Source organism: Pseudomonas sp. 210_17 TE3656 (assembly GCF_054821965.1).
This window is the reverse complement of sequence record NZ_JBTRBC010000001.1, coordinates 5,538,666-5,561,692: the sequence shown is the minus strand read 5'-3', so window position 1 is coordinate 5,561,692 and position 23,027 is coordinate 5,538,666. Positions and strand designations below refer to the sequence as shown.

Here is a 23,027-nt window from a genome sequence, read left to right as displayed (position 1 = left end):
GTCCCTGCGATGATCAATACCCGCGTCATTGCCCCGGCACCCGGGGCCTATAGCTATCCGTTGCTGATCAAGCGCCTGCTGCTTTCCGGCGTGCGCTATCAACCCGGCCAGGAAATCGTCTACGCCGACAAGCTACGCTACACCTACACGACCTTGATGGAGCGTATCCAGCGCCTGGCCAATGTGCTGGTCGAGGCCGGGGTCAAACCTGGCGATACCGTGGCCTTGCTCGACTGGGACAGTCACCGCGCACTGGAGTGCTTCTTTGCCGTGCCGATGATCGGCGCCGTGCTGCACACGGTCAACGTGCGCCTGTCCGCCGAACAGATTCGCTACACCATGAACCACGCCGAAGACCGCCTGGTGCTGGTGCATGATGATTTCCTGCCGTTGATGGAACAGTTGCAGGGCGAACTGCAGACGGTCGAAGGCTTTGTCCGCTTCAGCGATGCCGAGCCCTGCGCCACTGAATTGTCGGTGCTGGGTGAGTACGAGGCATTGCTGGCAGCAGCTGACAGTCAGTACGAATTCCCCGACTTCGATGAAAACTCGCTGGCGACCCTGTTCTACACCACCGGCACTACCGGCAACCCCAAAGGCGTTTACTTCACCCATCGCCAGCTGGTGCTGCATACGCTCAACGAACTGGGCACGCTTGCTGCCTGTGGCGGCGAACCTTTGCTGCGTTCGGGCGATGTGTACATGCCGATTACGCCGATGTTCCATGTACATGCCTGGGGCGTGCCGTATGTCGCCACGGCTCTGGGGATCAAGCAGGTCTATCCGGGCCGCTATGAGCCCAACCAGCTGGTGCGCCTGTTCCGTGAAGAGCAGGTGACCTTCTCGCACTGCGTACCGACCCTGCTGCAGATGATGCTCGATTGCGAAGAGGGCCGCAAAACCGACCTGGACGGCTGGAAAATGGTCATCGGCGGCAGCGCCTTGACCCAGGGCCTGGCCACCCGGGCGAGTGCGCGCGGAATCCAGATCTATTGCGGCTACGGCATGTCCGAAACCTGTCCGCTGCTGTGCCTGACCAGCCTCAGCCGCGAAGACCTGGCACTGCCCCTGGAGCAGCAGGTGCCGCTGCGGATCAACGCTGGTGTGCCGATCCCGCTGGTGGACCTGCGCATTGTCGATGAACAGGGCCATGATGTAGCCCACGACGGTGAAAGTCTGGGCGAGGTCGTGGTTCGCGCACCCTGGCTGACCCAAGGCTACCTCAAGGAGCCCGAACAAGGCGCCGCGCTGTGGGCCGGCGGCTGGATGCACACCGGCGATATGGGCTGTATCAACCACCGTGGCGTGCTGCAGATCCGTGACCGGATCAAGGACGTGATCAAGACCGGTGGCGAGTGGATCAGTTCGGTGGCACTGGAAAGCTTGATCAGCCAGCACCCCGGCGTTGATTCGGTGGCGGTGGTGGGGGTTGCCGATGCGCAGTGGGGCGAGCAACCGCTGGCCCTGGTGGTCTGCGTTGCCGGCGTGCAACTGGATCAAAAGTCCCTTGCGCAGCACCTGCAGCAGTTTGTCGACAATGGCAGTTTGAACAAATGGGCGGTGCCACGGCACGTGCGCTTTGTTGACGAGATACCGAAAACCAGCGTCGGCAAGATCAACAAAAAGCTGATTCGCGAAACTCACGCCCTGTAGGTACGGCGGCTTAATCCCCGTGGGAGCCGGCCTTGCCGGCGATGAGGCCAGTGTGGCGGCAATCGCCGGCAAGGCCGGCTCCCACAGGTTAACCAAGTGACAGCCAGTTGCTCCCATAAGGGACGGTCAGACGGTACAATTGTCCTTCCACGCTCAAGGACGAAAGGACGCTTTTGATGACCGCCACGCTGTGCACGTCGTGCAACCACCCCGTAGACAACGAAGTCAACGTCTGCCCGAACTGCGGCGAGCACAACCCGACGGTAAACACGGCAAAACAGCTTAAAGTGATTGCCGGCGTCGTGGTCGTGATGGTCCTGTTTCTTGCGGTATTTTCGGGCTGGAACAACACTGCACTAGCCCCTATCCCCCCTATCTTCGCCGTCGACGAGTCGGTTGAGGTCCGTGCGCCTCGCAGCCCGGTGAAGGTACAGAACGGTCAATTGGTGTATTACGTGACGCTGGGGATGACACCCAAGCATTACGCCGATCGCGTGAACGCAACGTTCAAAGCGCTCGACAAGCCTTTTGCCATTGACCCGACAGACATAGAAACAGGGGAGGTCCTTGATTTTCTCGACACAACGCTTGGTTCTTACGTTGGCCTGATCGGCTCTGTGGACAAAGAAACCGGTTATTTGACCAGTATCAACCTGTTTGCCTCCGGCGATAATACACGGGCCTCAGGGGAAGAAATTCTGCTCGTGGCCAGCGTCGCGCTGGCGGGCGCATCGCCGGGTGCCGATCACCAGGAAATCTACAAGCGCTTCAACGACATGGTCCTCAAACAAGAACGCTACCGGCACGGCCATGTGGAGTTCCAGGCCGCGACCACTGAACTGATGGGTTCCTGGTTTTCCGCCGACCCGATCCAGCCTGATTGAACGTTTCGTAGCCTGGTTAGCCTGCATGTAGAGCGTTTCGTAGCTGCGAACGCTGAGGTTGTAGGCCCCCATCTGCAGCTTGCCCACCGGCAGCGCCACACCGGCCAGTAGGTCGACGGTGGCGCAGCCTTCGATCTTGCGTGAATCCCTCATCAAAGCTTTCCGGGCGCAAGGCTTGCAGGCGCAGGTTGTAGCTTTGGTTATCGCTACGGCGAAACAGTGGAACGCTGGCGTTGGGATACCGGTTTATTGAGTGTTGCTTATAGCTGTTGTCGCTCCACTTTAAACGCAAGCCAGAATCCCTGCTACTGATAAAAATGTCAGTTGAGCTAGGCGAATATTTGTACTTATCTACCAGCACTGAATCATGACCAATCTGTGTATTTAAACTACCAGGTAGAATGACATGGAAGATATGGAGCTGACGTTTGATAACCAATGGCTAAAACAATGGTCATTGTCCCAATCACCCGCATTGCAGTCAGTTCTTTCTGAAGCAGGGTCATTCACCGCCCTGGCGAATGCATCAACAGAAGAGCTGCTGCAAAAACACAGTCAACTGCATATCACCGATGCACGCATTCTATCTGGCATGGCGCGCAGCGTCGGCATCGCCGTGGCACGTCAGTTCAGGGAAAACGCACTGAGCGGTGGTGTCCGGCGTGCTTTCAGGCAGCGCCACGGTCTGTCGGCGCTGGTGGGCGGACCTACCTACAACAACTGTTTTCTGATCGATTGGGATGCGATGGCGTTACCGCGCTCGATTGAAGCCTCCACATCGCCGGTGGCTTACTTGCGAGCGCTGTACTGCAAGATACTGAAGCTTGAACGGGAAGGTAGCAACGCGGGTTCCAAACTTGTTATTTCCGATCGTAGAGATGACCTGCCCAGCAAAATGATAGATACGCCGGCAATGAATGAGTTGGTGCCAACGCTGGATATTGTCAGCGATGTATTGGAGCGTGCGATACATAAGTATCTGCAGGGCAAACAAGACGGGGAGGATGTTGATGTTGCGCTGGCGCAAGCGCGTTATCCTTTTTTGTTACCCTATGAGCGCTGGCAAGATCAAATCAATGGGATTCTGACGTCCGCGGTGCCCGCGTTAACACTGGGCGAGATCGGCCGGCATGTTGATGGTGACTACCCGTATTTTATTCGTAAAGGCAAACATTCGCCTGTATCGGATATAGCCATGCAACAAAGTGCCGGGCTTGGCGCGCGCAAAAGAGCCTTGCTTATCGAATCGCCAGTTTTTGTAGGTGGCAACAGTCGGCGTCGCAGTGACCCGCGTACTCACCAGCTGCATCCTGTCGACGTTACTGAAGAGCAAGCCGACTTTTTTGCCAAGAACTATGGCATCGACAATTTGGCTGAACTGCAACGAGCCGATAATTTTTGCCTTGCGACTGAAGTGCCTCGTCTCGACCTGGATGCTTTGTTTGCAGTGGAAACCCAGGCCCCTTGCGCATCGGTAAATGTGCTCCCTCTAGATACAGATGTTGATCCATCCAAGTTTGGCGCGGTTTTTATCAATGTCGGCAATCAGCCCGCTATAGCGATCCGCACATCAGAAGACGATAACCCTGATGACGTGCGGGTTCCTCCCCACCAGCTCACCGACCTGACCGATGATCGGGCAGACCGTCTCAACCGGATGATTCGCCTTAGTCGCTGGATGAATTTGTCGTTCAGAGAAACCGATCGTCTGGTTATGGCGGCCATCACGGCAGAAGGAGGGGGTAACGACTCTCCCTGGATGACGGTCAACACCTTACGTGCTCTGGGCGTGTTTCAAGATTACCGCCAGCGCTATGGCGTGAAAGCCGAGGATTTTGCCGCATGGCTGGAACAGCTTTCACCCTACGGGGCAGGTGCGGAGCAGGCGCAGTTTGATCGTATTTTCAACGCCCGCTCACTGTTCCCTAATCCGCTTGTTCTCGATGACAGCGAGTTTGATATTCAGCCTGCAGATGAGCGGGGTCGGCAAACGGTGCAGCAGATCTGTGCCGCGCTGGGGTTGAGTCAAGAAACCTTCCAATACCTGGCTCGGCTGATTGCGTCGGCCACAGAGGGCAAGGTGCTCAAGCGATCATTGCCGGTAATCTCGTCCTTTTATCGGATCACCAGCCTGGCGTCTTGTCTGAAACTTCACCCCATCGTCCTTCTGGCGCTGATTGAAGTGCTCGATGAGGACGGCGAATCGCTGGTCCGCCAAGTGGCTGGGGTTCCGCTTAATGTAAGCTTTCAAGTGTTCGGCTACGCCGATATTTTGGGCACCTTGGTAGCGCTAAGTTCATGTGTGCAGTGGTGCCGCGATAATGACATTGATGTTGTCTGGCTCATTCAGCACCTGCGCACACCGCAGGCGGTCTCAACCGATGCAGAAATAAAACTGCTGAACGAGTTGAACAGCCGCCTGGAGCCGGTAAGGATTACGCGCACCACCTTGCTGGAGGCGGGGGTGCCGAGCACAATCGAAGTGCCTTCTGCAGGCCATGATGAGGAGCTGATAGTTACCCCTGATTGGCTGTGTCGCTTGCGCGATCTTGTCGACCTCGATGGCATCGTGAAAGATGGCGTAGCCGCCGCAGAAGAAGATTATGAGAACAGTGCCAGAAGCATCATCGCAGTGATGCTAGAGGAACTGTACGCCGGAAAAAAAGATCCAGACTGTAATGAGCCGCGTTATACCCGGCAATCGCGTAAACGCACGACGAATGCTTCAATTGTGCCTGTAAATCAGGAAAAGCATAAAATCCTCGATACGCTTCTCGCGATCATCCTACGGGCTCGCGCCGCGCAACGCGCAGTCGTTCAGGAAAGTTTGGCGGATTATCTGCTTTTGAGTGCAGAGCTGGTATTGCCCCTGATCTTCTGGGCCAAGTACAGCGCCTACAATTTGCTCGCCGTTGCCAGAGCGCTTTCTCTGTCGGGTAACATCCCGAATCTGAGTCGTTCCAGCCTGCGCCGGATAACCGTGAGTGGAGATGACACAGAAGAAGACACTGTGTTTCAGAGTCTCCTGGTCGAGCTCGCGCAACTGAGCCGCCTCGCACGTGTTGCCCAGCAGTTCAAGCTGGATGCCGGCATGCTGCAAAACCATGCCCGCACCTGGGGGGAAACCTGGTTTGGTTTTTCGGTAGGCGAAATCACCCTTCCGACCCTTTACTACCTTAGCCTCTATCAGCGTCTGACCCATATGGCGCAGCAATCAGCAGACAAGCTTTTGCACTACTTGTGGCTGGTCAACGATCCAGAGCTTTTCGCCTCCGACGCCCCGCCGAGCGAGGATCAATTACGCCTGGTACGCGATGCGGCGGCGGGCAAGGTGGCTGAGTTGATGGGCTGGGGTGCCAGTGAAGTGCTGGAAGTGGCGATGACCATCAATGACTACGGCATCGTCTTTTCGCTGGTCGAATTCGATAAGCTGCTGCGTTGTCATACCCTATGTCAAAAAACCGGCCTCAGTGCGCGTTCGATACTCGAGCTGGGTGGGCTCACCCTGCATTCGACCGACGAGGAGTATCGGGCGGCAGCCCAGAATGCCCTTAGCTGCCTGACTGCGCATTCGCTGACAAGCGAGCGGGGGCCGGTGGCGGAAGTTGGCCAGAGTGTCACGACAACCTGTACCGTCTCTCCTGAACGCCTGGTGGCAGGTGATGAGTCATCTGACAATGTCACGCACGTGATGCTGACCATCAAGGATCTGCGTGGTAAAGCCTTGCAAGGTATTACCGTTCGCTGGGAGGTCAACGATGCTGGCGTCGTCTTCCAGAGACAAACCCTTACCAACGAAGACGGTGAAACGACCATTGTTCTCTATCCGGGTGTCATCATGGGCATTGCCCGGGTCAGTGCCAAAATTGGCCTGGATCAATATGTATATGCACCTCCTGTTGTGATCGACTGCCACGAACCGAGTTTGCGGGTCCAGGAACGCTCCGAGAACGATGATTTACCCAAGCGCAATCCACTGGCAGGGGAAAAGCAGCAAGTTGAGCTTTTTGTCAGACTTATGGACATGCACGATAATCCAGGCATTGATCGCTTTATTCAGTGGGAAACCGACCATGGCCGATTGCTCGCAACGGATGTTCATACTGACCGCCGCGGTATAGCCCGCGCTCGCCTGCTCAGCCGGTATGCCGCAACGTGCAAAGTCACGGCTCTGTACAACGGCATAACCACCCTGCTTCCCCCGATCACCTTTGTCGACCGGCCTTCGATTGATAAGTCCACGCATAAGCTGCGCTTGGTATCCAGTAACGTGGTGGGGGAACAGGTCACAGTTAGTTGCAGGCTACAGGGGCTTTGGGGCGACCCTGTAGTAGGCCATGACATCCATTGGGAACTTGAAGGGGCAGGACTGGTACCAGAGCCGTGTCCGGATCCTGAGCCAGGCCAGGATCCCGAGCCGTGTCCGATGTGTACGAAGACAGATGCCCAAGGTATTGCACGGATTACCTTCACCCCTATCGAGATCGGTGCGATACAGATTCGCGCCGTCTATACACAAAGCGACAGTGCAGATGAACTGCCAGATATGTTGGCGCAGTCGTTTGACATTCTGTCCGGGCCAAAAATCGTCGCGGACTCGCTGTCGGACTTGACCGCGGTTGCTGTTCCAGGCGCGCTGTTACCGATCTCTGTACGCGTGGACTCCGAACAGGAGCGCGATCCGCCGGGCGAGGGCAAGAAGCCGGTGGCGCGCTACCCGGTGCTCTGGCAACTCGACGACGGGGCATCACAGAAACAACTCAGTGATGAACGAGGTTTTAGCACATGGCCGCTTCCACTCGACAGCGCTGGTCCATTCACGGTGAAAGCCTGGCTGGACGGGCAAGAGCCGTTGACGTTTGAGATCAACATCATTCCGGCGCCGCAGTGGACCACCACGCTCGATGCCAGCCCCATCAACCCGAAGGTGCCACTGACACTCCGTCAAGGCCGCCAGCACAGCTTGCATGTCAAGCCGGCGCCGGGACAGGACCTGGCGAACAAGCGGGTGATGCTGACCTGGTCCGGGCCGAATGTGATCGGTTTGGGTATTCGCTCAGATCCGATGTTCGGGCAAGTTAAGGACATGACCGCGGACGGTCTGACCTGGGAGATCAACTGCGCCGGCAAGGACGCTGCTCAATTTGCGTTAGGGATTCGCCTGGACGATCTGGGGCATGTGACCTGGCTGACGGTAAATCTGCTGGAAGCAGCACGTCATGCACGACTCAACACCACTGCCCGGGGGCGCTCCTGATATGAACAGCCAACTGCCTTTGCTTGCCAAACTCAAAGAAGACCGCCGTGAGGCGATGGTCAAATACTTCCTTGGCCAGGTCGCCCCCGCTCAAGGTACCGCCAGCGGCCAACTAAAAACCGCCGAAGATTTGTACCAGTATCAACTGCTGGATAACCAGGTCAGTGACAAGGTCAAGACCTCCTGGGTCGCGGAAACCATTGCCAGCTTTCAGCAGTGCATTCATGGTATCTACAACGGCATGGAGCCCGGCCACGACAGCGTGTTCAATCGCGACGAAGTAGAGTACTGGCGAAATTGGGAGTCGCAGTACGCCATCTGGTCGGCTAACGAGATGCTGCAGTATTACCCGGAAAACTACATCGACCCGTCGCTGCGATTGAAGAAAACCGAGCTGTTCAAAACCGTCGAGATGGATATTAACCAGGCACGCATCAGCGATAAGCACGTCCGCAAAGCGCTGATGAACTACCTGAATAAGTTCGACCAGGTCAGTAACCTTTCTGTTGTATCCGGGTACATGGATGGAAATGATCGGCGTAAATCGGATTACTATTTTATAGGTCGTGAAAAGTTTAGCCTGAATCGATATTATTATCGTAAGGCACGGGTTTTGCTACAACCAGGTAATACGCGTTTAGACCCGACCGTCTGGGATGAATGGACGGAAATCAACCTTGGCTTCGGTAATGACGTCACCCATATACGTCCGGTTTACTCGGCAGGGCGGCTGTATTTGGTCTGGGTTGAGCGTACAACCTTTACACACGAGCCTGAAGGGGAGGATAAAGGTAAGTCAGAATGGCGTTACGAGGTCAAGCTGTCTTATCTTGACCTGAATGGTATATGGGCCGTGCCCATGAGCGCTGGTTGTCTCGCGACCCCTAATATCTCCGAGCGATATGCACTAATGGCGATATCGATCAATAGTTTTTCCCAGGCCGAAGCCGTTCTGGCAGTTGTATTGGTTCCGACTATACCCGCAACGGAAGAAGTACTAGTCAAAGCCTGGGATTCATTGTCGGAGCCATTGTCACTTGGCACGGATGAGCAGGGCCAATTAACGAATCTGGCTACTGCACGCTATAGCGATCCTGCAGTTGTTCAAAAGTGTTTCAGTAATTTAACTGACGGCATCAGCGGTATTGATTATGAGCTCGGCAGTGTCACGGAAAACCCTGAGCCAATTGATGGGTGGCGTCCTCATAAACCAGAGGGGGGAATAAATCAATATCTTGAGCTTGAGGCAGAAGTTGTATCGGCGAACGAAAAAGAAGTAACCTTGAATGTTCGGGGTAAGTGCACAGCGATTCGCAAACTCGATCGAGTTTCGAGATTGCAACTTACTGCCCATCTTAAGGGCTTGGGTGGGCGACTGGCAGTAATCGAAATTCAAGAAGGCGACCACCAAGGTGGCGAATGCTTGGCAACTTTAAAGTCTAGTTATTCTTTGCCGAAGCCTAGTATCGTAAGCGTTGAGCTCTGGTACAAAGCGGAAAAATTATTATCATTTGAACATAGCGATAGAAAACCGGGCTATAGACAATTTATTTTATCGTCAGAAATAATGGATGTCATCCTGGCTGCATCTCTTGAAGACGTAAAAAAAGGGTTCGACTTTAAGGTAAAAATCGGCGGTTTAGAGCTGGGTTTCGTCAATGACTCAAACTATCGCGACTTGAAGTCTGGTGCGTCTATAAGCCCAACGCTGCAAATATGGAAGCGCACCGGATCTGGTTATGGCCATCAAGAATCAATCTGGCACGGGTCGCCTGTACTCAATGGTCATGTGATTACTTCACAAAGTAAATATCGCCAAAACGTGGAGGGTTATGTTGATCCCACCCGTCATGCGTTTATATTCGGGGCCAGTCACACAGACGATGCGACTATCGGCTACAACTGGTTCGATGTCAAATTAAAGGCTGTCGAAGACAAGACGTGGGCGCCGAAAATCGCCACATTAGAGAACGGCGGGCAATTTCTAGCGTTTAACGACAGCGGTTTTCAGGTCAGCAGCGTGCGCCTGAACTCGTTGTTCAGCCAGCACCTGATTAAACGCCTGGAAGTTTCTGTCGACGAACTGTTGAGTTGGGATGCCCAGCACACACTGGAGCCTGCTATGCCCGAAATCCCAGGGGGACCGGTACCCCTGGATTTCAATGGCGCCAATGGCCGTTATCTCTGGGAGCTGTTCTTCCATATCCCGCACCTGATTGCTCAGCGCTTGAAGCTGGAGCTGAATCACGCTGATGCGCAGAACTGGTTGCACTACATCTTTAACCCGGCGGCCCGGGATATTTCAGCCGAGCGCGAGACGCAAAGCTACTGGCAGGTACGCCCGTTGCTTGAGCCGGGGGATATCAGCCATGAAACCGAAGGGCCGACCGACCCGGATGCAATCGCCTATTCCAACCCTGAGCACTACCGCAAAACCATTTTTACCGACTATGTCCGTAATCTGATCGACTGGGCTGACAGTTTATACCGACGCCAGACCCGGGATAGCTTAAGCGAAGCCAAGCTGCTCTATGTGCGTGCGCTTAGTTTGATGGGCAACCCACCGGACTATCGGGGGGTGAGCCGTTGGCAGCCGGCAACACTGGAAAGCCTTGCCAGCTCTGATACTGCACGGCTTAGCGCCCTGGAAGCATCAATCGGGCCGGAGCTTATGGCAAACATTCCAGCGCGGCCGGGTGAGCCCGTCTGGTGGGGGGTATTGGATTCGCCGGCCTTTCGTCCACCGTTGAACGAGCTCTTGCTCGATATCTGGACAACGTTGGCGTCACGCTTAAGCAACATGCGCCAGAACCTGACGCTTGATGGCAAGCCCATGAGCTTGCAGCTATACGAGGCAATGGCCGATCCACGGGATCTGTTACGGGCTCAGGCCGGCAGTACAGGCTTCGGTCAACGCAACCCTGGTGGGCACTTCGTCGTACCGCCTTACCGTTTTACTGCCATTCTCCCGCGTGCACAGAGTGCGGTGGAAACGTTAATGCGCTTTGGTGATCAAGTCCGCCAGTTCATGGAGCAGGGAGACCGCGCACAACAGGAAGAAACGGTGCAAGGGCAACTCGTCGAAATGGCCGGGTTTACGGTTCAGTTACAGGAAGAAAGTATTGCCCAAAATGAAGCCACTACCGCTGCGCTGGAGGCCAATTTAGCCGCTGTTCAGTTGCGCTATAAAACCTACTGTGACTTGGTTGAAAACGACGTATCGAACACTGAAGAAGAAGCCATGGGGTTAATGGCTTCGGCCATTTTTCCTATGGCCACGAGTGGGGCTTTCTCATCAATTGGGGGCGCCTTGGATACGCTGCCTAACATCTTCGGGATCGCTAATGGTGGGGCCCGTCCGAGTGGTCCCGCCTATGCTGGCGGTGCGTTGAGTTCAATTTTTAGTACGGAGCAGCAATCACGTGCCGGAAACCTCGACGCATCTGAACGTTATCGTCGCCGCAAGGAGGAGTGGGAGCAGCAGCGCGATCTTGCCAGCAAAGAAGAAGAAGCACTCACCGCACAGGTCGCGGTGCAGGGAATCCAGAGCCATGCAGCGACCACGGTGCTGGCCCAGCAAAAGCGTGCCCAAAGTCACACCGACCAGCTCTACACCTTTTTAACCAAAACCCGCAGTACCAAAGTCTCGCTTTATCGTTGGCTACTGGGTCAAATGTCAACCTTGTATTTTCAGGCTTACGATGCGGTCACTGCTTTGTGCATGTCCGCTCAGGCCAGTTGGCAGTACGAGATCGGCGACTACGATACGCACTATATCCAGCCCAATGTCTGGTTCGACAACTACCATGGCCTGACTGCGGGTGACGCGTTGAAGCTGGCGCTGTTGAACATGGAGTCGGCATTTGTCAATCGAAACGAACGGCGTGACGAGATTGCCAAGACGCTGTCATTACGCCAACTGTTCGGTGAAGAGGCCTGGAGTGGCGCAGGGGGTGCCTTGGAAACGTTGAAACGCACCGGCTCATTGCCGTTCTCCTTGACGGGGAAAATGCTCGACGAGGATTACCCTGGTTCCTACCTGCGTCAACTGTTGCGGGTTTCCGTCACGCTGCCGGTCGTTCTAGGCCCGTATCAGGATATAAAAGCCAGGTTGCTGCAAGTTTCCAGCAAAACTGTTATCAAGCCAGACCTGGCGGCTATAAAGTATTGCCACGACGTCGACGATAAAGAGGGAAGTCCAGCCAATATAAAATTCAATCTGCGGCCGTACGGGCAGATTGCAATTTCAACGGGTATGGATGATAACGGCGTCTTGCAGATGAGTTTTGATGATGGTCGTTATTTTCCGTTTGAAGGCACGGGAGCAGACTCTGAATGGCTAGTGGAATTCCCACGCTATAAGCTTGAAGCACAACAAAAGCTATTGGCAAACCTGACCGACATTATTGTGCACATCCATTACACCGCAGTTGCTGGCGGTCAGGCTTTTGCCAGTCAGGTCGAGGTGCTACTGGACAAGGCCCGCTAGGCGTAATCGACGGCGAGCAAACACCTGTCTGATATTTGGAGATCGCTTGTATGCCAGCACCTGATATGGATACCAAACGCAGTCTGATTGTTAATGGCCAGTTCACAGAGCCCTACGAAACCGGCTGGCAACTTCATAAGGGTAGAGTCTCACAGGAACACGACGGGAAAGTGTACTACCTCTACCTCTCCGAAGGTATCGTAAAACAACGTTTTGGATTACCGGTCGACCCACAGAAAAGTACGTATACGCTGTCTTTTCATTATCAGCCGTCTCAATTTTCGAACCCTAAGGTTCATCCTTACGTCGAGTTGTGGGCAACGTCGACACAACAACATGAAAAAATTGAACTGATTGGGGCTTCGGACGGAATTGCTTTCCATATGCCATGGACGGATGACATGCCATGGTTGACACGCTTGGAGTACTTTAGGCGCTTCGAGCCTAACGAAACCGCATTTGAGTTGCGTTTTGCATCCGGTCACAACCCCGAAACGCCCCAAGTCGGTGCCTCCGGGGATTGGCCGTGGCGCGAAGGTGCGATGCATTTCACCAGTGTTGAGGTCCAGCTGATTTTGCAGCCACTGCTGCTAGAGGAGAGGGTCCCCGAGATAACGATGGGGGATCGGCAAGCACGATTCCTGGTTCATGGCAAAGTGCCTATCTGCCGGGGCAAGGGTACGAAACATAGTCTGAAGTTACCGATAGATCCCGAGTGCGGCTGGGGAGAGGACGATAAGTACAAAGGTTCACATGTTTATGCGTACTGGCAGAACCCTGAGGATGCAAGCCGGCTCAAGGTTGAACTGTTGCCAACCGAACCAGAGGAAGATGGAACCCAGCTGATCAGCGAAGCATTCGAGCTCGTCAGCGGTGATGCAGGGGGCGGTGATCTGCAGATCATCTTCCAGAGCATCTACAACGCCGAACCGTATACCCTCCCGTGCGTGGTGGGGCACTTCATGCTTGACGATGCTGGGGCCGAGCAGCCGGAGTACTGGCCTGTTTTTCCGCAGGGAGAACCCATCGAGTTGGCTCTCCATCTGAAAAATGCAAAGACAAAGGGGCCGGCCGATGGTGTTGCAGTGACCTGGATAAAAGCCGATGAAAGTACTGAAACTGTGCTGACCGATCAGGAGGGATGGGCCCGCTATGAGTACCGTCCCATCAAGGCCGAGGATCATGCAGTGACCGCTACCTTCAACGCGCCCTATAACCTGGCGGTGGGTCAACACCTGTTCAACGTGCGGACGATTCCGACAGAACCTTGGCATCAATTCGAAATTTTGTTCGATGGCCAGCCAGCGGACATGACTAAAGGTTTTCTGTTGTTGACGCTGGGTAAAGTTCACCAGCTGCAACTTAAACCCAGTGCGGCGTGCGTGTTGGTAGGCGAAGAAATCAAGTTGAATTGGGAGATGGTGGGCGGTGAGTCGCCCGAAGAGTTCGAGGTTACGCCGGCACTGGGAGCAAGCGGGAAACTCACTGAATCAGGATTTGCCTGGGATATTAAATGCCTTGCTAATTTTGAACGTCGAATAGCCATTAACTTACAGTGCAAGCGGTTTTCTCGCCCCCTTGATTTTGCCGTTACATTGCTGGGTATCGGCAGCATGTACATTGCAAGCCCTACGCAACAACAAGAAGCGCTCAAAGATCCGAGCAAAATCATCGAAAACAAGTTGTTCTACGTTGCCTGGCCTGTGTATTTCAGAAGGTTTGACTCCAACGCTGTCGCGAAGAAGCGGTATTTCTATAGGGATAAAGGAATGTTGCCATGAACAAGCCACACGATGTGAATACCTATGTAGATGATCTGAGCCAAGCGATTAAGAATCTATTCCTGACAGGAGCGGTGCCGACAGCAGAGGATTTCGCAAGACTGGTTGATTACACAAAGCGGCTTCATCAGCTACTCGGGCTGGAAGCAGCCAATGGTTCTTTGGGCCCAGGCCCCGGCGCGTGATTAAAGCCAGGTGAGGATGGGAGGTTGGTCGTTGACCTGGCGGTGACCAAACCGTCGCCGGGTAAGGGTGTTGGGGTCTCAGGCAATACTGTAACTGCCGACATTAAGACGGGTGGTGGACTTGGGTTCGAGGGTAATAAGCTGATCGTTGACCTGGCGGTGACTAATCCGCTGGCGGGTAGGGGTATCGATGTCTCAGGCAGGAATGTAAGTATCAGTTCAAATGCATGGATCTGGTTTTGGCAAATCTACACAGTGCAAATTACTATGTAGATGGTTATGCTCTGCGAGGTGTTCTTTCAAAGGTTGGAGAACATATTGCCCTAAGAGCTTATCCTAATCACGATACAGTTCTTGAATACGTGAAGACCTCCTACAAGATTGGGGGCGGCCTCCTGTCGCCGTTTATGAAGGGCCGACTGTAGTATTTAAAGGTAATTTGTTTGGTGGGTTAGTTCTTGGCGTGTGGTGCCTTAGAGTTAATGAAAGTGGCGCTTATAATGAGACTATAGAGGTTAAGCACCTTTAGGCTCTGTACGGAATTCCGATATGATGAACCGTCACTGCCTTGGAACTGAGTTTTTTATGGAGTTTTAACCATCCATGAAAAGAAAACTTGAGGTGTAAATCGATACGAAGTTTCGACTGATGTATGCGGGCTGGCAGTTGATTTCTTCGTGGAGTCACGCCGCTTGGGAGCCCGTACCGTGATTCACGAAATCACTGCACCCTCGATCAACTCGAATCGGCCGCTTGCCCCAAATCACGCCTGCCGATGACCACCAGATACGGGGCAGGTGAATCAATGCCTGGTGGTGTTCTTCAACCAAGGCGAGGGCTGTGGTTGCGCCGGTGGCGGATCAAACAGGTCATTCTCATCAAAGGCAACCGTACTCCAAATCCAATACCACTGTTCCCGGCGTAATGGCTTTAGCTCAGGCGGGTTGCCCTGGAGCATTTGTTTCGCCAGCACGGTTTCGGTCGGGCGACCTGCAGCGTCATAAAACTGCTGGTCGTGGTAGGCGTACTGACGCATCGAGCGATCATTGATGTAACGCGGCTGGTCGGCGAAGTACGGCCGGTACACCCGGACCTTTTCGCCTTTGTTGTTGTACTCCACCGGCTCACTGACCCGCCAGCGTCGTGGTACCTCAGCCTCCTGCGGCGTACCGTCGTCCTGGAGCAGTAGTTCACCGTTTTCATCGACCAACCAGGACTTACCAGGTTCGACTTCCTGCTTGGTTTGCAGCGTGCGGCCGAAGCCGTCCAGGCAGGCGATGCTCACCCGTACTTGCATCTCTTCATCGCCGGGGTAGCGGTCCGCCAACAGGTCGACGGAGTACACCGGCTCACGCTGTGCCGCGTCGATCTGTTGCTTGAGGATCGTTTCGTTCGCATCAGGGTTTTCCAGGCCTTCCAGGTGCTGCCGGGCTCTGCTGCAGAGGTGTCCGCTGGGCAATACAAAGCCTGCGGCCCGGGCCCAGTCCAGCCACGCGGAAGAGGGCGGGGAGGTTCGGGAGATCCGCCCCATCCAGCTGAAGGTGTCCCAGAAGCCGGCGCTGGCGAAACGGCCGATGGCTAACTTCGGATCGTTGATGGCGATAGCGGGATCGCGGTCTGGTGGTGGTACATAGCTCGTCAATGGGTCGAATCCCACAGGCTCGCCCATCTCTGTCCCGTAGAAGCTGGTTACCAGCGGTTCACCGAAGGCGCTGTAGCGGGCTTCCTGGATATTGGCGTTGGCATCTTCGATGGCCGCCGGCAGGAGTGTCCGATAGTCGATGTCGAGACTGCGGGTGGTACAGCCGTCCGGCAGGGTGACTGCTGTGCTCAGGCACCAATAGGCGTCGTATCCGACCTTGCTAATGCCATGGTGGCGGGTTTCCTGGAACGTTTTGACGCTATAGAAACCCTCCAGCCCATGGTAGGCAGGAAAGCCCCGGTGCACTGACCACAAATAGTCTTTTGCGTCTTCGGAGCCTGGGTTGCGGTGTTTTTCTACCTCGGGCAAGAACAGCGCCATGATGTGGTAACCGACCTCGGGCGACTCAAGCTTTTCTTTCAGGCTGCAAGGGTTACCATCTTTGTCGGTAAGTTTGTCCTTGACCCTGTCGTAAGCGCCGAGCGCCACTTCGTCCAGTTCCGCCGTTTCCACATAGGTGGGCAGTGCTTCGAAGGTCGTCTGGCCCGGTGCCAATGTGTTGCCACTGAGGGGGTCCAGATAGCGCTGTAACGACAAACCTGTCAGCAGCGATTGTTTCGCCCACGCGCCCTCGTCCTTGCTCTGTTCCAGGAAGTATTCATGGTTGATCGTCTCCGGGTTAAGTTCAGCCTTGTTCAGCATCAGCGCGTTACTGCGCTGTTGATAAGGCAGGCCCAGGCGCCAGGCTTCCTGCTCCGGTAAATGAATAGAGCGCGCCTTGGTCTGCGTCAGGTACCACGCTTGCTGAGCGTCGTCATGGGCGTCCTTCCACCAGGTCTGGTGGTACTCGTCAGTGAAGGGCGGCGCATCGTCGACGGTTTTGCGCCGGGCGTAGTGCACGGTCATGGCATGGCTGACGCTGCCATATTCGTCCCACTCCAGATTGAGCGTGTGCTGGCATAACGGGTCATCACTGATGAGCGGTTCGTACTGGTAGCTGATCGCTTCCAGATCCAGGGGCTGCAGCACGGCGTAAGGCTGGTGGTTACCCTTGGTGCGCAGTACGCGTACCAGATAGCGGCTCTCGCTGACCGCATAGGGCACGGCAGTAGCAGGGGCATCGTCCGCAGCGAAAACTTCCGTACGCATTACCCTGCCACTCAGGGCTCTGGCTATTTCGCGGGCGGTTTCTACGTCGGGGTCGGAGAGCGGCGACGCCGACCGATCGTTGAAGTGGTAATTCTGCAATACGGTGGATTTCAACGGGATGGCCAACGGATCGCCTGCGTAGTAACCGCTGCGCGACGCGTCGATGGCTTTTCCGGTGTGGAACCAGGTTTTGCTCAGGATCGGCGCGGTGAAGCCCGCTGTCGAACGTTCAGCAGGCGTAGCTTCGGTGTCGGTCTGCAACAATAAGGTAAAGCCGCGGAGCTCGCGTTCGAAGCGATCGTAGAAACCGCCGCGGTACTTGAACCCCTGGGTCAGGCGGTTGCCGGTGATCTCATCGAGCTGGGTTTGCCGGCTCACCAGATGCATGGCAAGCGGCAGTTCAGAAACGGGATGTTCCACCCCGGCGTCGATTTGCTCCTGCTTTTCGTCCAGCCATTCCTGGGCCGAACTGCGGTAGGTGACCTGGTTGGTGGCGCCCATGTTATTGCAGGTGGCGTTCACCAGGTAGGGTTTGGCCTTGACGAAGTCGTAGCGCCAGTGTCGGGGGGCCATGTGCGGTACGGTCAGGATCAGGCTGGAACACCCCAACCCTTGCAGGTCGGCGGTACTGACCTGGCAGAGAGGGTCGTAGCGCACACCCTCGGGCCAGGGTAGCTCGATGGGGGTCAAGTCGTAGCCGTCACCGGAACGGTTCATGAACACCTGTATGCAATCAGGTGTCAGGTAGATCAGATCGGCGGCGCCGGAACCGTCGAGGTCGGCCAGTAACACTTGTGCCGCATTGAACTCGGCATACTTGAACGGCAAGGCACACAGCACAAAACCCTTGCCGAACCGCCCATGGCCCAGGTTCGGCCAGCATTTGAGCTCATTGTGACGGATGCGCAGCAAGTGCGGTTGTCCACTACCGATGATATCTGCGAAGGCCACCAGCTCGCTCGCCAAGTTGCTCAGCAGCGGCAGGTCATCGTCGTTTTGCTCACGAGGCACGTCAATGCCACCGGCGAATCCTGCCTCGCGACGGTTGCCGTACAAACGCACGCTGCGGGGGCCGATCAATGCCAGGTCGCTGAGGCCGCCTCCCTGCAGATCGGTCATTTGCGACAAGGGATTGAAGAACTCGATGGGAAAGGCATCGAATGGCACAAAGTTCGACCAGGTTCGGTCAGGGTCGAGGGTGAAGAAACCGCACATGCCGGGCCGGGCCACCAGCCAGTCCAGTTTGCCGTCGCCCGTCAGGTCCGTGAGGGACTGCTGAACGGGTTTGTCGCTGTCGGCAAGTGGAAGATACGGCAACGCTTGCCAGTCACCGTAGCTCACCTCATTGCTGCCGGTTTTGCCACGCAACGGCTCGCGGTAATACCAGCCCTTGTCGTAGCGGCACAACACTCCCGGCATGCCTTCGCCGTACAGGTCCACCAACTGGTAGCGCTGCCCGTCATTGAGCCCGGGCATCTCAGGAAACGCTACCCAGCCCTGATGCTGCGCACTGAGATCGAATGCGTTGTAGCTGAACTCCAAAGGCGGTCGGCTTTCGACCTGGCCCAGGCTGTCGTAAGCCTGGACGTGGGCTGCGGTCAAATGGTTGTAGCCCAACGGGCTTGGTCGGTGCTCCAGCAACAGGCGCTGGACCAGCACCGGATCTGGCCCCAGTTCGTCGGGAAAGTGATGGAACATCAGCACCTGCCGGCACAGGCGCCGGGTGCCCAGCTCAAAACCGTAGGCATAGTTCCAGAACGAATCGCTACGCTCGGACCATGGCTGCTGCTCCTCGAAGGTCGGTACCTGTTCAAGGTCGGCGCTGCGTTCGCCATAGTCGAACACCAGCTGAAAGTGCCAGTGCTGGTTTTTCCAGCTGTCGGCACTCCAGCCATACAGGTGCGGATAGGCCGTTTCGTTGCCGTAGCACACACGTTCCAGATAGCACTGAGCACGGTAGTCGCGGTGCTGTGGCGGGGCAGGGAGGTCTTGTTCAGGCTTGTACTCGTAGACGATATGTTCGCCGCGGGTGTTCAGGCTTTCTTCGATCATCCACACGCCGACGTGCGTTTCGTCGTTCGGGTCGGCGCGGCGCGCGGTTTTGTTTTTGCCATAGAGATGCAAGCTGCCATCGGCCCCGTGGATCAGCCAGAACCCCACAGGGTCGGCCGTGCTCGACCAATGTTCGATCAGATCGAAGCCGCCCTCGACCCTTGGCCAGTAACGCACCACGGTGTATTGGCCATCCAGCTGCTCGCCGTTGTAGCTGTTAGCCAGTCTGGAGATCGGCTTGCCATCGCTCTCAGTGCGCTCCGCCATCCACACATCGCCGCTGGGGCCAACCACCTGGTCATTGCCGTCGTAAGTCGGCACGCCTTTGGTTGTACGCAGGGTGATGGCATCGGTGGTCATCCGCCAGCCGATCCCGAACGGGCTGTTACCGACATCGCTGCTGTAGCCCAACCCCAACGCCGGGGCAAAGCCGCGTCCGGGGGATATGGGCAACGGCAGTTCCAGCGAAGCGGCACCGGTAGTACCCACGCCGCCAAAGCCTTTGCCAATGCTTTGAATAGCACCGCCAGCTTTGGGCAACGCAGGCGGATTGACGCTCAGTTGTGCTTGATCGTTCATGTCAGTCCCTTGCGTTGAAGATCTTCGATCAGCCTTCGTGCGCTCTGTATTGGGCTGACCGCTGTGCTTCGGCTTACGCTCACATGAATCCGATTTTTTTTCACCTGGCAGAATTACCAGGTATTGGCGTGCTTGACGTATCACATTGTATCCGCGCGTCGCCCTTCGCTGATTCGCTTACAAATGCGCCTGGCTACGGATACGTCACGGACACATGGCCGTGGCGAAATGGCCACACCCAAACGAGGTCAGCCCTGGCGCCTCGTACCAGGGTTACAACGCCCTTGTGGCATGACCTGCGCGGCCTGGCCGCACTGTATCCGGAGAAACACCATGTCCCGTACCCAGCTCCCTGGCAAGACCCGTATTGGCCTGATCGCTGTCGCCCTGGCCGGCGGCTTGAACCTGGTATCGTCCGCCGCTTTCGCCGTGGAGGCTCTGCCTCAGGGCTACCAACTGGCCGCCGCCGACAAGACCGCTGAAGGCAAATGTGGCGAGGGCAAATGTGGCGCTACAGCAACCAGCAACACCAAGGCCGCCGAAGGCAAGTGTGGTGAAGGCAAATGCGGCGATGCCTCCTTCGCCCGCACCGACACTGACGACGACGGCCGGGTCTCGCTCAAGGAACTGCTGACGGTGGCACCGCAGGGCGGTGGGGAATTCACCGCGATGGACAGCAACAAGGACGGTTTTCTGTCTGAGGGAGAGGTCTACACGTTCCGCAGCAACCAGTACCTCTCCAACGGCAAGCCGGTTCCTACCGAGCTGTTCACCAAGCTGAGCCAGGCCAAGAACTGATTCGCGCCCTGTTCTGCACCCTCCCTGGACTCCCCGCCGGGGAGGGTGACCTCACTGGAGACGCTCCATGACCCCCCCTTATTTCCCACAGGGTGCAGGCCTCGGCTTGCGCCGCGCTTTGCTGCCTGAGCTGCTGGCCATGGAGGCCAGTACCGTGGATTTCCTCGAATGCACACCGGACAACTGGATCAATGTCGGCGGCCGTCATGGCGATGCTCTGGCGCGTCTCGCCGAGCGTTTCCCGCTGGCGTGCCACGGGCTGTCGCTGTCCCTTGGCGGTCCGGCGCCGCTGGATCTTGAGCTGCTGCGGCGTACCCGGGAATTCCTCGACCAGCACAATGTGGCGTTCTTCAGCGAGCACCTGAGCTATTGCTCGGACGATGGCCAGCTGTACGACCTGCTGCCGCTGCCCTTTACCGACGAGGCGGTACGGCATGTCGCCGCGCGCATCCGCCAGACCCAGGATGTTCTGGAGCGGCGTATCGCGGTGGAAAACATTTCCTACTATGCCGCGCCGTATCAGGCGCTGAACGAGATCGACTTTCTGCGCGCGGTACTGGAGGAGGCCGATTGCGACCTGCTGCTGGACGTCAACAACCTCTTCGTGAATTCGATCAACCACCGCTACGACGCCGGCGAGTACCTGGCTGCGCTGCCGAGCGAGCGGGTAGTCTATATGCACGTGGCTGGCCATTACGATGAAGCGCCGGACTTGAAGATCGATACCCATGGCGCGACGGTAAAGAAGGACGTCTGGATCTTGCTGGAACAGGCATACCAGCGCTTCGGAGCGCTGCCGACCCTGCTGGAGCGCGACTTCAATTTCCCGCCGCTGACGGAGCTGCTGACCGAGGTCGAGCAGATTCGCCTGCGCCAACAGGCTGCCATTGCCTGGCCGGAGGTGCACTGTGCATGAGGTCCTGCATGAGCAATTGCTGAGCATGGCGCGCTATGTGCGCGACCCGCAGCACATAGCGCCGCCACCCGGCATCGAGGCGCGGCGTCTGGCGGTGTACCGGCAGTTGTTTTTCGGCAACGTGGAGTCGCTGTTGTCGGGTGGCTTTCCGGTGATGCGTGCCTGCCTAGGGGCAAAGAAGTGGCAAGCGCTGGTTGAGTCCTTCTACGCCGACTACCGCTGTCAGACACCGTTGTTCACCGAAATATCAGCGGAGTTTCTCGCCTTCCTCGAAGAGGGCGGTGGCGCTGCCCTGAAGCTGCCGCCCTGGGTATTGGAGCTAGCGCATTATGAATGGGTGGAGGCCGCGCTGCTCCTGAGCGACAAGTGCGACCCTGCGCATAACACGCAAAGTGACCTGCTCGATGGCGTACCGGTGCTGTCGCCACTGGCCTGGCCATTGGCTTACCAGTGGCCAGTCAACGAAATCAGCCCAGGCTACCTGCCGCAGCAGGCCCCGGATCAGCCGACCTTGTTGCTGGCACGGCGTGGTCCTGACCTGCAGGTGCATTTCTCGCGCCTGGCGCCGCTGGCCCATGCGCTGCTTGCTTCGTTGCAGGCGCACAACAGCACCGGGCGCGAGCATCTGCAATCCCTGGCCGAAGCCATTGGCGTCGACGTGGTGGCGATTCTGCCGCAAGGCCTGGCTTTGCTGGAGAACTTGCGCGAACAGGGTGTGGTGTATGGATAACCCCTGAGCGGATTGCCCAGCGTCAACTGGGTTGGGTTGTTGGGGCTGTGGGTTTGTCCATTTTTTGTGGCGACGCTGCCGGCCCCTTCCGCCTTTACGGCGGCCTACTTTTTTCTTGGAAAAAGTAGGCAAAACCGCTGGCTCCTACATACGGCCCTACGCTGCGCTCCGGGTCCCCTCGCTCCGGTGCCCTCCAGGGGCATCGCGGCCTACGACTTGCTTCGCCAAGTCTACGGCTCGCGAACTTCGGCTAAGGCCGAAGGGTGCTGCGCACCAGCCCCCTCCAGACACCTACACTCGGCCTCCTGAAGTCGCAAAGTTACGGGCGGCGCCTATACGGGCGTATCTTCGAAATCAGATGTTGGTGGCGGCAGGCTGATGCTATCGCGGGGCAAGCCCGCTCCCACCGGGTAAATTGGTCGCCCGGTGGGAGCGGGCTTGCCCCGCGATATCGACCCGCCAGTTACATCGCATCGCGGGAAAATCCCGCTTCAACGTGTTGCTCTTGATCTTCATACACGCAATTTCAGGCGCCGCGGATTGCGACTTCAGGAGGCTGAGCGGAGGTGCCTGTAGGGGCCAGTGCGCAGCACCTTCGGCGTAGCCGAAGAGCGCGAGCCGTAGACTTGGCGAAGCAAGTCGTAGGCCGCGTGGCCCCGGAGGGTGCCGGAGCGAAGGGACCCGGAGCGCAGCGTAGGGCCGGATGCAGGAGCGAGCGGTTTTGCCTACTTTTTCCAAGAAAAAAGTAGGCCGCCGTAAGGGCGGAAGGGGCCGGCAGCATCGCCACAAAAAATGGATAAGCCCACAACCTCAACATCCCAACCCAGCCCGGTCCAGTCCCAAGACCATGCTCCCCGGGGTTCCGTGAAGGACCTTTGATTTTACGTGAGACTGTCGCGTATCCCTGTGTCC

At 56.6% G+C, this 23,027-nt stretch carries 10 protein-coding genes; 9 read left to right on the top strand and 1 reads right to left on the bottom strand.

Translation table 11 applies throughout. From position 1 onward, the window contains the following. Nucleotides 1-9 precede the first annotated feature (9 nt). From ACVI9W_RS25380 to ACVI9W_RS25355, 6 genes are all read left to right on the top strand, one after another. Complete coding sequence (locus ACVI9W_RS25380; RefSeq protein WP_461531709.1) at nt 10-1,653, top strand: fatty acid--CoA ligase; 1,644 nt, start codon at nt 10-12, stop codon at nt 1,651-1,653. A 176-nt stretch (nt 1,654-1,829) separates the two neighbouring features. Further along, complete coding sequence (locus tag ACVI9W_RS25375) at nt 1,830-2,537, top strand: zinc ribbon domain-containing protein (RefSeq protein WP_461531708.1); 708 nt, start codon at nt 1,830-1,832, stop codon at nt 2,535-2,537. A gap of 406 nt (nt 2,538-2,943) precedes the next feature. After that, complete coding sequence (locus ACVI9W_RS25370; RefSeq protein ID WP_461531707.1) at nt 2,944-7,794, top strand: Tc toxin subunit A; 4,851 nt, start codon at nt 2,944-2,946, stop codon at nt 7,792-7,794. A gap of 1 nt (nt 7,795) precedes the next feature. Next, on the top strand, nt 7,796-12,283 hold the full coding sequence (locus ACVI9W_RS25365; RefSeq protein ID WP_461531706.1) for a Tc toxin subunit A-related protein: 4,488 nt from the start codon (nt 7,796-7,798) through the stop codon (nt 12,281-12,283). Nucleotides 12,284-12,333: 50 nt separating this feature from the next. Then, entirely contained in the window at nt 12,334-14,064 is a 1,731-nt protein-coding gene (locus tag ACVI9W_RS25360) for a hypothetical protein (protein WP_461531705.1), read from the top strand. Continuing rightward, nucleotides 14,061-14,249: a hypothetical protein gene (locus tag ACVI9W_RS25355; RefSeq protein ID WP_461531704.1), complete on the top strand. Its 189-nt coding sequence runs from the start codon at nt 14,061-14,063 to the stop codon at nt 14,247-14,249. The genes ACVI9W_RS25360 and ACVI9W_RS25355 overlap by 4 nt, the downstream gene beginning before the upstream one ends. 802 nt (nt 14,250-15,051) lie before the next feature. Here ACVI9W_RS25355 and ACVI9W_RS25350 read toward each other — a convergent pair. After that, the gene (locus ACVI9W_RS25350) at nt 15,052-19,671 is read right to left on the bottom strand and encodes a SpvB/TcaC N-terminal domain-containing protein (protein ID WP_461531703.1); all 4,620 of its coding nucleotides are present in this window, start codon (nt 19,669-19,671) and stop codon (nt 15,052-15,054) included. Between the two features lie 333 nt (nt 19,672-20,004). Here ACVI9W_RS25350 and ACVI9W_RS25345 point away from each other — a divergent pair, with 333 nt between their 5' ends. The 3 genes from ACVI9W_RS25345 to ACVI9W_RS25335 all read left to right on the top strand — a co-directional run bounded on the left by ACVI9W_RS25345 (nt 20,005) and on the right by ACVI9W_RS25335 (nt 22,115). Beyond that, nucleotides 20,005-20,469: an HvfA family oxazolone/thioamide-modified RiPP metallophore gene (locus tag ACVI9W_RS25345; RefSeq protein WP_461531702.1), complete on the top strand. Its 465-nt coding sequence runs from the start codon at nt 20,005-20,007 to the stop codon at nt 20,467-20,469. Between the two features lie 67 nt (nt 20,470-20,536). Continuing rightward, nucleotides 20,537-21,385, top strand: coding sequence for an HvfB family MNIO-type RiPP peptide maturase (locus tag ACVI9W_RS25340; protein WP_461531701.1), 849 nt, complete (start codon nt 20,537-20,539; stop codon nt 21,383-21,385). Further along, the gene (locus tag ACVI9W_RS25335) at nt 21,378-22,115 is read left to right on the top strand and encodes an HvfC family RiPP maturation protein (RefSeq protein ID WP_461531700.1); all 738 of its coding nucleotides are present in this window, start codon (nt 21,378-21,380) and stop codon (nt 22,113-22,115) included. The genes ACVI9W_RS25340 and ACVI9W_RS25335 overlap by 8 nt, the downstream gene beginning before the upstream one ends. The last annotated feature ends 912 nt before the right edge of the window (nt 22,116-23,027 follow it).